The sequence below is a fragment of the Mesorhizobium sp. CNPSo 4661 genome (assembly GCF_057784215.1).
In genome coordinates, this window is record NZ_JBWGIO010000009.1 from 21,580 (window position 1) to 34,057 (window position 12,478).

At 63.2% G+C, this 12,478-nt stretch carries 11 protein-coding genes; 3 read left to right on the forward strand and 8 right to left on the reverse strand.

What is annotated here, in order from left to right:
* The first annotated feature begins 3 nt into the window (after positions 1 to 3).
* The 3 genes from AC0YKC_RS14600 to AC0YKC_RS14610 all read left to right on the forward strand — a co-directional run bounded on the left by AC0YKC_RS14600 (position 4) and on the right by AC0YKC_RS14610 (position 3,389).
* Positions 4 to 1,632 carry a GMC family oxidoreductase gene (locus AC0YKC_RS14600; RefSeq protein ID WP_488511545.1) on the forward strand — a complete coding sequence of 543 codons (1,629 nt, stop codon included), beginning with the start codon at positions 4 to 6 and terminating at the stop codon, positions 1,630 to 1,632.
* A 10-nt stretch (positions 1,633 to 1,642) separates the two neighbouring features.
* Positions 1,643 to 1,963: a Dabb family protein gene (locus tag AC0YKC_RS14605; RefSeq protein ID WP_488511546.1), complete on the forward strand. Its 321-nt coding sequence runs from the start codon at positions 1,643 to 1,645 to the stop codon at positions 1,961 to 1,963.
* Between the two features lie 178 nt (positions 1,964 to 2,141).
* Positions 2,142 to 3,389 carry an MFS transporter gene (locus tag AC0YKC_RS14610; RefSeq protein WP_488511547.1) on the forward strand — a complete coding sequence of 416 codons (1,248 nt, stop codon included), beginning with the start codon at positions 2,142 to 2,144 and terminating at the stop codon, positions 3,387 to 3,389.
* Positions 3,390 to 3,487: 98 nt separating this feature from the next.
* Here the strand turns inward: AC0YKC_RS14610 and AC0YKC_RS14615 are convergent, their stop codons facing one another.
* The 8 genes from AC0YKC_RS14615 to AC0YKC_RS14650 all read right to left on the reverse strand — a co-directional run bounded on the left by AC0YKC_RS14615 (position 3,488) and on the right by AC0YKC_RS14650 (position 12,478).
* Positions 3,488 to 4,333, reverse strand: a complete 846-nt coding sequence (locus tag AC0YKC_RS14615) for an EamA family transporter (protein WP_488511548.1) — start codon at positions 4,331 to 4,333, stop codon at positions 3,488 to 3,490.
* Positions 4,330 to 5,265 carry an endonuclease/exonuclease/phosphatase family protein gene (locus tag AC0YKC_RS14620; protein WP_488511549.1) on the reverse strand — a complete coding sequence of 312 codons (936 nt, stop codon included), beginning with the start codon at positions 5,263 to 5,265 and terminating at the stop codon, positions 4,330 to 4,332. The genes AC0YKC_RS14615 and AC0YKC_RS14620 overlap by 4 nt, the downstream gene beginning before the upstream one ends.
* 109 nt (positions 5,266 to 5,374) lie before the next feature.
* Entirely contained in the window at positions 5,375 to 6,928 is a 1,554-nt protein-coding gene (locus tag AC0YKC_RS14625) for a cation:proton antiporter (RefSeq protein WP_488511550.1), read from the reverse strand.
* A gap of 176 nt (positions 6,929 to 7,104) precedes the next feature.
* The gene (locus AC0YKC_RS14630; RefSeq protein ID WP_320293082.1) at positions 7,105 to 8,169 is read right to left on the reverse strand and encodes an ABC transporter ATP-binding protein; all 1,065 of its coding nucleotides are present in this window, start codon (positions 8,167 to 8,169) and stop codon (positions 7,105 to 7,107) included.
* Between the two features lie 15 nt (positions 8,170 to 8,184).
* Entirely contained in the window at positions 8,185 to 8,976 is a 792-nt protein-coding gene (locus tag AC0YKC_RS14635) for an ABC transporter permease (RefSeq protein WP_320293081.1), read from the reverse strand.
* Complete coding sequence (locus tag AC0YKC_RS14640; RefSeq protein WP_430699200.1) at positions 8,973 to 9,890, reverse strand: ABC transporter permease; 918 nt, start codon at positions 9,888 to 9,890, stop codon at positions 8,973 to 8,975. Before AC0YKC_RS14640 ends, AC0YKC_RS14635 begins: the two co-directional genes overlap by 4 nt.
* Before the next feature lie 63 nt (positions 9,891 to 9,953).
* Complete coding sequence (locus AC0YKC_RS14645) at positions 9,954 to 11,060, reverse strand: ABC transporter substrate-binding protein (protein WP_488511551.1); 1,107 nt, start codon at positions 11,058 to 11,060, stop codon at positions 9,954 to 9,956.
* Between the two features lie 245 nt (positions 11,061 to 11,305).
* The gene (locus AC0YKC_RS14650) at positions 11,306 to 12,478 is read right to left on the reverse strand and encodes an iron-containing alcohol dehydrogenase (protein ID WP_320293079.1); all 1,173 of its coding nucleotides are present in this window, start codon (positions 12,476 to 12,478) and stop codon (positions 11,306 to 11,308) included.

Consider the following 12,478-nt stretch of genomic DNA (forward strand, 5'->3'; position numbering starts at 1 on the left):
ACAATGGCTGACTACATCATTGTTGGCGCCGGTCCGGCCGGCTGCGTTCTTGCCAACCGGCTGAGCGAGGATCCGTCCAATTCCGTCCTGCTCCTCGAAGCCGGCGGCAAGGACTGGCATCCGCTGATCCATATGCCGGCGGGCTTCGCCAAGATGACCAAGGGCATCGCCTCCTGGGGCTGGTCGACCGTGCCGCAGAGAAACATGAAGGATCGCGTCTTCTGGTACACCCAGGCCAAGGTGGTCGGCGGCGGCTCTTCGATCAACGCGCAGATCTATACGCGCGGCAACGCCCGCGACTACGATGCCTGGGAGAAGGACGAGGGGCTGACCGGCTGGGGCTATCGCGACGTGCTGCCCTATTTCAAGCGCGCCGAAAACAACCAGCGCTTCGCCAACGATTTCCATGGCGACCAGGGTCCGCTCGGGGTGTCGAACCCGATCTCGCCGCTGCCGATCTGCGAAGCTTATTTCCGCGCCGGCCAGGAAATGGGCATCCCGTTCAATCCGGACTTCAATGGCGCCAGCCAGGAAGGCGTCGGCTACTATCAGCTTACCCAGAAGAATGCGCGGCGCTCATCGGCCTCCGTCGCTTATCTGAAGCCGATCGGCGCCCGCAGGAACCTGACGGTCAGGACCGATGTGCTGGTCACCCGGGTCGTCGTCGAGAACGGCCGCGCCATCGGCGTCGAGGTGGTCGACAGACCCGGCGGCGAGAAGACGATCCTGCGCGCCGGACGCGAGGTGATCGTCTCGTCGGGCGCGATCGGCTCGCCTAAGCTCCTCATGCAATCGGGCATCGGCCCGGCCGATCATCTGAAATCGGTTGGCGTGACACCGGTGCATGACCTGCCCGGCGTCGGCTCCAACATGCAGGACCATCTCGACCTGTTCGTGATCGCCGAATGCACCGGCGACCACACCTATGACAATTATGCCAAGCTGCACCGCACCCTCTGGGCCGGGCTGCAATACCTCTTGCTCAAGAAGGGTCCGGTCGCCTCGAGCCTGTTCGAGACCGGCGGCTTCTGGTACGCCGACCCGACGGCCGCCTCGCCCGACATCCAGTTCCACCTCGGTCTCGGCTCCGGCATCGAGGCCGGCGTGGAAAAACTGAAGAATCCGGGGGTCACGTTGAACTCGGCCTTCCTGCGCCCGCGCTCGCGCGGCACGGTGCGATTGAAGAGCGCCGACCCGGCCGACCACCCGCTGATCGATCCCAACTACTGGTCCGATCCTTACGACCGCGACATGTCGATCAAGGGGCTTAGGCTGGCCCGCGAGATCATGCGCCAGAAGGCGTTGCAGCCCTATGTGCTGCGCGAGGTGCTGCCTGGGCCGAACCTGCAAAGCGACGCGGACCTTTTCGACTATGCTTGCCGCACGTCCAAGACCGACCACCACCCGGTCGGTACCTGCCGCATGGGCCATGATGCGATGGCCGTGGTGACGCCCGATCTCAGGCTGCGCGGCATCGACGCCTTACGCGTCTGCGACGCCTCGGTGATGCCGCGCGTGCCTTCCTCCAACACCAATGCGCCAACCATCATGGTCGGTGAAAAAGGCGCCGACCTCATCCTCGGCCGCGAGCCGCTGCCGCCGGCCGTGTTCAAGGGCAACCAGGCGGCGTGAGGCATCAACGATGATCCGGCATTGCGTCTTCGTCCGCTTTCGCGACGACGTTCCTGCAACCGAGCGCGCGGCGATCCATGCCGATCTCGAAGCGCTGCGCACCGTCGTCGACGGCATGGGCAAGGTGCATTTCAGCGCCAATGTCAGTCCCGAACCCTTTGCGCGCGGTTTCGACCATGGCTTCACCATCGACTTTGACGATGCCGCCGCCCGTGACGCCTATCTGGTTCACGAGGCGCATCAGCGGGCAGGCGCCCGCCTGGTCGCCGCGCTCAAGGGCGGCACTGACGGGCTGATGGTCATCGACCTCGAGCATGATCCCGAAAAGTGAGAATCGGTTTTCGGGAAAGATCATGCTCCACAAAAGAGTTGGATCAGGATGACGTTTCATCCTGATCCAGAGGTGACGCAAATGTGACCGCTCGCCGACTTAAAACCGGCAGCTGTCCCGTTCTCTTTTGCACCTTATGGAACATATCGTTCCTTGGGGGATGCAAAGGAGGACCGCCTTGAACCTCACCAGCGAACAGAAGAAAACCGTAACCGCATCGTTCCTCGGCTGGACGCTTGATGCTTTCGATTTCTTCCTTTTGACTTTCCTGCTGACCGATATTGCCGCTGAATTCCAGACAGACGTGCCGGCGGTCTCCAAAGCGCTGTTCCTAACACTGGCGACGCGCTTCATCGGTGCGTTCTTCTTCGGCATGCTTGCCGACAAATACGGCCGTAAGCCCATTCTGATGCTGAATATCGTCAGCTATTCGGTGATCGGCGCCTTGGCCGCCTTCTCGCCAAATCTCGGCATATTCCTGGCGCTGCGCGCCCTGTTTGGCATCGCCATGGGCGGCGAGTGGGGCCTGGGCAGCTCGCTTGCCATGGAATCCATTCCGCCGAGCGCTCGCGGCATGGTCTCGGGCATCCTGCAATGCGGTTATCCGGCCGGCTACCTGCTGGCGGCGGTGGTCTACGGGCTGCTCTATGGCCAGAAGATCGGCGACTTCACCTTCGGCTGGCGCGCCATGTTCCTCTTGAGCTTTCTGCCGGCGCTGATCGTGCTTTTCATCCGCTCGCATGTGCCGGAATCGCCCGCCTTCGCCGAGGCTCGCCAGCACGTGAAGCCAGGATTGCTCGAAACGCTGCGGAAGCACTGGGGCATCGCGCTCTATGCCGTGGTGCTGATGATGTTCTTCAACTTCTTCAGCCATGGCACGCAGGATCTCTATCCCACCTTCCTAAAGAAACAGCATGGCTTTGATCCGCACACGGTGAGCTGGATCACCATCGTCGCCAACATCGGCGCGATTGTCGGCGGACTGGCCTTCGGCGCCCTGTCGGAAAGGATCGGCCGCGTCAATGCCATCACGCTCGCCTGCCTGATTGCCTTGCCGGCGCTCCCCCTATGGGCCTATTCGACCACGCCCTTCATGCTGGCGGTCGGCGCCTTCGTCATGCAGATCGCGGTGCAAGGCGCCTGGGGCGTCATCCCGGTGCATCTCAACGAGCTCTCACCCGGTGCGGTGCGCGCGACCTTACCCGGCTTCATCTATCAGGCCGGCAATCTCGCGGCGTCCTATGGTGGTCCGTATCAGGCGGGCATCGCCGAGGCGCCCGGCAGCAGCTATGGCTACGCGCTGGCGCTGTTCGCCGGCGTGGTCGCCGTCTGCATCATCATCGTCATCCGCTTCAGCCCGGAAAAGCGCGGCCAGGTGATGACCGTGTTGGACCATGAGGTTGGAGCAATTCCGAGAAAAGTGTGAACGGTCACGCTCGGCGACATCGCCGGAGCCTCCGTCTGAATTGGCTCAAAAACAAAGGGATAGGGCGGATCGCCGCTTCAGTGAGACGGGGATCTGCCCTATCCGAGTCTGAGCGCCGCGACGCCGGCAATGATGCCGAGCGCCGCGGCTGCGCGCCAGGCCGTCATCTTCTCGCCCAGCGCCAGCACCGAGATCAGCATGGCGAACAGGATCGAGGTCTCGCGCAGCGACGCCACCGAGGCGATCGGCGCCTTGGTCATAGCCCACATCACGATCCAGTAGGCCGCGCCGCTGAGCGTGCCGGTGAACAGCCCGGCCTTCCAGTCGCGCGCCAGCATCGGAAGCGACTGCGGTCCGCGAAAGACGATGCAAAGCACGAGCGCCCACGCCGCATCGCAGACGAAGAGCCAGGCCGCGTAGCTTTGCGCGGTTGCCGCAAGCCGCGCGCCGCTGCCGTCGGAGAGCGTGTAGCTGGCGATGAAGATCGAGGTGCCGAGCGCAAAGCCGACCGCGCGCAGATTGAGCTTCTCCAGATGCGCCCCGCCGCGAAACGACATGACCAGCGTGCCTGCCGACAAAAGCACGATGCCGAGGATGGCGAACGGTGCCGGCACCTCGCCGACCACGACGATGGCGCCGAGCGCCGAGAGCAGCGGCGCGGTGCCGCGCGCAAGCGGATAGGTCTGGGCGAAATCGCCTGCCTTGTAGGCGCCGACCAGGAAGGTGCGATAGCCCATATGGAACAAGACCGAGGCGAGGATGAACGGCCAGACCTCGGCCTTCGGCACCTCGACGAAAGGCAGCACCACCAGCGCCGCGAACCCCATGCCGAGCGTCATCAGCGTGATCGACAGGAAGCGGTCTAGATGCACCTTGACCAGCGCGTTCCAGATCGCGTGCATGGCCGCCGCCGAGAGCACGGCCAGGAAGACGAACAGCGTCATGTCGGTTTCATCGACCCCGGTTTCATAGACCTTGTCGAGCCGAAAGGCGTTTCGAGATCGATGTCGATCCTGAGCGGGAAATGATCCGAAGCGACCTCGCCGATATCGGCCCGGATCGAGCGCACGCGATCCGCCAAACCGCCGCCGACGAAGCAATGGTCGAGCCGTCGTTTCGCCAGCCTGCCATCGATGATCTTTTCGTGCGTATGGAAGTCCGGCCCGGCCTCGCCGGCGACGGCCGCGGCATCGACGAACCCGTCGATGTAAGCGGCGCCCCGGTGGTAGGGCGTATTGCCGACGACACGCCGGTATTCGGCGCTGCCCGGCTCCATGTTGAAGTCGCCCAGCCAGATCGCCGCCAGCGGATTTTCCGGTTCCGCCTGGCCGTTCGACCAGTTGCGCTGCGGCTCGTCGTCGACGCCGCTCCAGGGGCCGCCATCGGACGGCGCGCGGCGATGCTCGGCATTGAGATAATCGATCTGCTCCAGCCGCTCCTCCGCCGCGACATGGGCAAGATGCAGCGAGAGCACCCGCACCGGCCCTGCCGGCGTGCGGATCATGCATTCGAGTGCCGCGTTGCGGGTGTTGAGCGGCTTTGCCGTGCGCCGCAGCGGCAGCGTGTGCAGCCTCGACCAGACGATCGGCAGCTTCGACAGGATCATCGTGCCGAACTGCCGCCGGCGGTTGACGATGCGATCGTCGCGCCTCTCGCTGGCATCCATGTCGAAGGCGGGGCCATAGGCCCAGTAATAGTCGGGCAGCAGCCCGGACAGGATCGCGGGCTGGTCGTCCTCATTGCTGCGCTGCCAATGCCGCTCGACCTCCTGCAGCGCGATGATGTCGGCGCCGTCCACCAGCCTGGCGGCTCGCGTGAGATCGTAGCGCCCGTCGCTGCCGTAGCCGTACTGGATGTTGTAGCTGATCAGCTTCATTGATTAACCGGCTCACTTCTGGTGATCGCAGTAGCGCTCCACCCACCGCGTTGCAATGGACCGCGAGGGCAAGCGGATAGTCCAACGAATGACGACCGAACTGCCCGCTCTAATAGGTCGTCAGCGGCTGAAAGCTTCCGGCCGGTGATGCCGCCAGTTCCGACCAGTCGATCTCCTCTTCCAGCCGGTGATAGGCTTCGTCGCCGATCGTGCCGTTGCTGCGCAGTTCCTCCAGCCTGTCGCGCTGCCGTTTGATGGCGTAGAGGCGCAGCCGGTCGTATTCCGTCGCGGCTTGCGCGTCCTCGGGATTTTCGGCGATCCGGCGTTGAGCCTCGTACTGCTCCCGCACGACGGCGGCAGCGGCGGATGTCTTGCGGTTCAGCACGTCGAGCGCGGCCTGCATGATGGCGACGCGCGCCTCGGCCACCTCGCGATCGATCGTCGTATCCCGGTCGAAATTGAGCCAGCGCAGCAGCGGCTTCAGGCTCATCCCTTGCAGGACCAGCGTGCCAAGCACGACAGCGAACGCGGCAAGCACGATCGGATCACGCCCGGGAAAATTGGCCGGCAAGGCAATTGCCACCACCAGCGTCACCAGACCGCGCATGCCGCACCAGCCGACCAGCACGGCGCCGCGGAATGTCGGCCTATCCCGCTTCTGCTCATCGCTGTCGAAGCGGGCAAGCCAGCGTATGACCGCGACGTAGCCCATCACCCAGACGAAACGCGCCGCGATGACGACGGCCAGCACAATTGCGGCGAAGAGAAAGGCCTCGCCCTGCCCGTCGCCGGAGAGTCGGCCGACGATCGACCGCGCCTGCAGGCCCATCAGCACGAAGGCCAGCACGTTGAGCACGAACACGGCCGATTCCCAGACCGAATAGGTGCTGACGCGGCGTCTCGCCGACATGCGGCGTGGCCCGGTGCGCGCGATGGTGATGGCATAGACGACGATGGTGATGATGGCGGAAAGGCCGAGCTTGTCGGCAATGATCCAGACGGCGAAGGTTCCGGCGAACTGCACGACAGTGCTGCTTGCCGCATCCTCGATGCGCGTCAGCGTGAGCAGCGACACCCGGCCGAACAGGTAGCCCGCGACAACGCTGCCGACCGTTGCAAGCAGGATGACGGGCACTGCGTCCTTCAGCATGAGCGAGCCGATGGCGGCCGCAACCGATATCCGGTAGATCAACAGCGCCGTGGCGTCGTTGAGCAGGCTCTCGCCCTGCAGGATCGCGGTCAGACGGTGCGGCACCTTGAACTGATTGAGCACAGCACTTGCGGCGACCGCATCCGGCGGCGCTACGATGGCGCCGAGCGCGATCGCCGCCGCGATCGGCAGCCCGGCCATCTTCCAGCCGACAAAGGCAACGACCACAGTGGTGAAGACGACGGCGCCGAGCGCCAGGAGAACCAGCGACAGCCGGTAGCGCTTCAGGTCGCGCAGCGAGGTGTCATAGGCAGCATCGAGCAGCACCGGCGCGATGAACAGCGCCAGCGCCAGTTCCGGATCGATTTCGATCATCGGCGCGCCCGGCACGAAGGCGATCCCGACGCCGGCAAGCGCCAGCAGCGAGGGGTAAGGCACCTCAAGCCATCGCGATACGGCCGTCAGCGCAACGGCAATGAGAAGCAGGATCAGGGTGATCTCGAAAAGCGCCATGGCTCATCGTAGCCATGGAACCAGACGTTGGGCACTGCAAAAGTGAATGGTGAATGGTGAATGGTGAATGGTGAATGGTGAATGGTGAATGGGCATCATCAGAAGATTTGAGCACGTAAAGTGCTCTTTTTCGCTGATTGCCACTCACCATTCACTATTCGCTATTCACTCTTTCTCTAGTGCAGGACCAGCATATCGCCTGACGAAAACGAGATATCCGCCTTGTCGCCGACGACCGGCGGCGGAGTCGTCGAGTTGTTGAAGGTGTCGAGCGACACCGTGTTGCCGCCGATGCCGACGCGCACGCGGATGACCGAGCCGAGGAAATGCACTTCGGCGATCTCGCCCGACAGGCTGGTGTCGTGCCCGGGCTGGCGGGCCAGCGAAATCGCTTCCGGCCGCAACGCCAGCGACAGCGTATCGCCAGACTTCGAGCCGTTGAGCTTGCCCTTGAGCGAGACTTCCTGGGCGTTGACCTGCACCTTGCCTGTAGAGGCGTCGGTGACCTTGCCTTCGAGCACATTGAGCGTGCCGACGAAATTGGCGACGAACTTGGTCGCCGGTCGGTTGTAGATCTCGAACGGCGTGCCGACCTGCTCGGCCTTGCCGCCATACATCACCGCGATGCGATCGGAGATCGACAGCGCCTCTTCCTGGTCATGCGTGACGAAGATGGTGGTGATGCCGAGCTTCTTCTGGATCGAACGGATTTCCTCGCGCAGCGACACGCGCACCTTGGCGTCGAGCGCCGACAGCGGCTCGTCGAGCAGAAGCAGTTTGGGTTTCGGGGCAATCGCCCGCGCCAGCGCGATGCGCTGCTGCTGGCCGCCGGACAACTGGTAGGGATAGCGGTCGGCCATCTGCGGCAGCTTGATGATGTCGAGCATCTCGGCGACGCGCCTGTCGCAATCCGCCCTGGGCATGCCGGCGACCTTGAGGCCGAAGGCGATGTTCTGCGCCACGGTCAGGTTCGGGAACAGCGCGTAGGCCTGGAACACCATGCCGACATTGCGCTGGTTGGGCTTCAGCCGGGTGATGTCCTTGCCGGCGACGACGATCTTGCCGGCCGAGGGCTCCTCGAAACCGGCGACCATGCGCAGCACCGTCGTCTTGCCGCAGCCGGACGGGCCGAGGAAGGAGACGAACTCGCCGGGCTCTACATCGAGGTTGAAATCCTGCACCACGGTGTTGGCGCCGTAGGACTTTCGCACATGCTGGATGGACAGGAATGGCTCGGCCATGGCTTTTCTCTCAGGTCAATTCGGTCGGTTCGCCGATTTCGGCGCGAAACGGGACAGGATCTGGATCAGCGACATGCAGCCCCAGGTAATCGCGAAGGCGATGATGGCAAGGGCTGCCGGCTCATAGGCGCGGTTGGCGCCGATGTTCTGCAGATACGGCCCGAACGCCGGACGGTTGAGCAGGCTCGCCATCGTGAATTCGCCGATGACGATGGCGAAGGTCAGGAACGCGCCCGACAGCACCGCGATCAGTACATTGGGCAGAATAACGCGGGTTATGATCGTGGTCCAGCCGGCGCCTAGAATCTGCGCTGCTTCGGTCAATGTCCTGACATCGATGGTGCGAAGGCCAGTGTCGACGGCACGGTACATATAAGGCAGCGCCAGCGTCGCATAGCCAATCACCAGCAGGGCGCTGGCGCCCAAGTCGGTGGACAGGAAAGGCAGAGGCGAGTTCGAGCCGTACATGCGGATATAGCCGAACACGATGACGATCGCTGGAATGACCAAAGGCAGCAGTGTGATGAACTCGACGATCGGCCTGATTTGAGGCAGGCGCAGGCGGATCCAGTAGGCCGCCGGCACCACGACCAGCACACCGAGGACGATGGTGAAGATCGCAGCGATGACCGAATACAGGAACGTCGCCTGGAAGCGTGGGTCGCCGAGCACGACCTGATAGGCGTCGAAGGAATGGACACCGCGCCGCATGCGCATCGAAAACTCGAATGTCGCGAGCAGCGGAATGAAGAAATAGGCCGTGCCTATACCGAAGACGACCCAGGCCCAGAATTTGCCCGACTTCATTTCAGCCACCTCTCGGAACGGGTCCGGAACCAGATGTAGAAGACATTGGCGAGTCCGGTGATGACGATCATGCCGAAGGCGATCGCATAGCCGAGCTGCGGGTTGTGCAGCACGTCGCCGTTGATCTGCGAGTAGAGCTTGATGGGCACGATGTTGAGCTGCGGGCCGGAGAACGCATAGGCCGTCGCGATGGCGCCGAAGGCATTGGCGAACAACAGGATGACGGTGCCGAGGAAGCTTGGGAACAACACCGGTATCACCACCATCCGCCAGTACTGCCACTGCGTGGCGCCAAGCGTGGCCGCTGCCTCGTTCCATTCCTTCTTCAAGCCGTCGATCGCCGGCACGATGATGACCACCATCAGTGGGATCTGGAAGAACAGATAGACCACGATAAGGCCCCATGTGGTGAGGAAGTTGAACCCCATCGCATAGATGTTCAGATTGAATATGTCGCGCAGCAGCACGGTCACGATGCCAACGCGGCCGAGCGTCGCGATGAAGGCGAAGGCCAGCGGCAAGCCGGCAAAATTGGAGGCAACGCCGGAGAAGGTCAGCGTCGCGGAACGGACCCAGCTGGGCAGGCCGCCGCGCACGATGGCGATCGCTATCGCGAGCCCGGCGAACGCGCCGATGATGGCCGACCAGAAGCTGATCTTGATCGAAACCCAGTAGGAATTGCTGATCGAAGGATCGCTCACCAGCTGCAGGATGTTGTCCAGCGTGAACCCGCCTTCGCCGGTCTCGAACGCGCCGATGACGAGATAGATCGTCGGCAGGATCAGGAACATCAGCACAAAAACGAAGAAAGGCGCGACACCAATCCACTGCGTCGGCAGCCGAAAGGCCGTTGCCTGACTTGGCGGCGCGGATTTGGTGGCAATCGACTGATTTGAAAGCGAGAGATCGGTCATGCGCCGGCACCGTCTTCGAGAGAAAGCCGGGCGGCCGTTTGGCCGCCCGGTGCATTTCAAGTCTTACTTGACGTTGGCGCCGACGGTGGCGTCCCAGTTCTTGCTGATGACTTCCTTGGCCTTGGCCTGCTCATCGAGCGTCGGGAACACGGCCGCGGCATAGGACTCGGCCGGCGGCAGCTTGGCCAGCACGTCCGCCGGGATCTTGCCGTTCTTGGCGAGGTCGTTGAAGCGGATCGGGTGGCAGTAGCCCTTCAGCCAGCCGATCTGGCCTTCGTCGGAGTAGAGATACTCCAACCACAGCTTGGCGGCATTCGGATGCGGCGCGAAGGCGCTGATCGCCTGCACGTAGACACCGGCGACGACGCCCGTCTTCGGCACGATGACGTCGACCGGCGGGTTGCCCTTCAGCGTGTCGCGGCCGGCGAGCGCGTTGTAGTCCCAGGTGATCAGGATCGGCGTCTGGCCCTGCGCCAGCGTCGCGGACTTGCCGACGACCGGAACGAAATTGCCGGCGGCATTGAGCTTCTTGAAGAAGTCGAGACCGGCGGTGCCGGCGGCTTCGCCAGCGGCCGCACCCGTCGAAAGGCCGGCGGCATAGACGCCCTGGATGGCCTGGTTCGAAGCACGCGGATCACCGGCGAGCGCGACGGTGTTGGCGAATTCCGGCTTCAGCAGGTCGGCCCAATCGGCCGGCGATTCCTTGACCAGATCCTTGTTCACTTCGAAGGAAAGCACGCCGTAGTAGTCGCCTGTCCAGGCGCCGTCGGCATCCTTGGCGCTGTCCGGGATCGAGTCCCAGGTCGACACCTTGTAAGGCATCAGCAGGCCGTCTTTCTTGGCGGTCGGGCCGAAGGAGAGGCCGACGTCGATCACGTCAGGCGCCTGCGGGCCCTTGTTGTCCTTGTTGGCTTTGATCGCCTCGACCTCGTCGCCCGAACCGGCGTCCGGGTTGAGTTCGTTGACCTTGATTTCCGGATATTTAGCCTTGAAAGCGTCGATCACTGCCCCGTAGCCGCACCAGTCATGCGGAAGCGCGATGACAGTGAGCTGGCCTTCAGCCTTCGCGGCCTTGACGAGATCGTCCATCGAAGCAGCGGACGAAATCACCGTCGACGCGAAGAGCGTCGCGGCCGAGAGGGAAAGCACTTTCCCCGTGAACTTGAACATGTGTTCTCTCCGTTGAACTGGCGCGCTTAAGCGCCTGCGATGCGGGTATCGTTTTCGTGTGACAGCCAGATGAAGGCTTTTTGAAACCCGAGCCCGCGGCCAAAAAAGTTAACTCTTTTTAACAGACTGTAGCAATTAGCCCGCACTTAATTTTCCGGCTAATGGTTAGTCACCTTGCCTTTTGCCCTCTCCCTCCCGCTCTGGAACGCCCCTTCATTCAACTCTTCGGCATTGAAAGCCGGCTCTCAGACGGAGCCGGCGATCGCATTTTCGAGCAGCGTCAGCGCCGCTTTCTTGGTGAGCTTGACCGGATTGCCGCCGGCGGTGGGGTCGACCACCGCCATGTCGGCGATCAGGCCTTTTCGCTTCTTGTCCATGTCAAGGCCCTTGATCAGGCCGGGCAGCGCATGCGGCACCTTGAGCTCCTTGCGCAATTTGATGATCGCCTTGGCGAAGCCGTCGAAGCCGCCCTTGATACCGCAATAGGCTGCGAGCCGGGCGATGCGCTCCTCGATGCTCTCCCTGTTGAAGGCGAGCACATAGGGCATGAACACGGCATTGGTCATGCCGTGATGGGTGTCGTAGAGCGCGCCGATCGGATGCGACAGCGAATGGATGGCACCCAGCCCTTTCTGGAAGGCGGCGGCGCCCATGGCGGCGGCGCTCATCATATGAGCGCGGGCAACCAGATCCTTGCCGTTGGCGAAAGCCTTGGGCAGGTTCTCGAACACCAGCCGGATGCCTTCCACCGCGATGCCGTCGGCCATCGGATGGTAGCCCGGCGCGCAATAGGCCTCGAGGCAATGCGCCAGCGCGTCCATGCCGGTGCCGGCGGTGATGAAGGCCGGCATGCCGACCGACAGCTCCGGATCGGCAATGACGATCGCCGGCAGAAGCTTCGGATGGAAGATGACCTTCTTGGTGTGGGTCGCCTCATTGGTGATGACGCCGGCGCGGCCGACCTCGGAGCCGGTTCCCGCCGTGGTCGGCACGGCGATGATTGGCGCGATCGCGTCCGAGTTGGCCCTGGTCCACCAGTCGCCGACGTCCTCGAAATCCCATACGGGCCGTGTCTGCCCGGCCTGGAAGGCGATCAGCTTGCCGAGGTCGAGCGCCGAGCCGCCGCCGAAGGCGATGACGCCGTCATGCTTGCCCTTCTTGAACACGGCGATGCCGGCGGTGAGGTTGGACTCGACCGGGTTCGGCTTCACCTCCGAAAAAACGCCATAGGGAACCTTGGCGTCGTCGAGGATTTTCAGCGTCGAGGCGACGACCGGAAGTTTCGCCAGGCCCGGGTCGGTGACGAAGAGAGGGCGCTTGATGCCCGTGGCAGCCAGTACGTCCGGCAGTTCCTTGATACGCCCGGCGCCGAAACGGACGGTGGTGGGGTAGTTCCATTTGGAGATCAGCTTGGACAT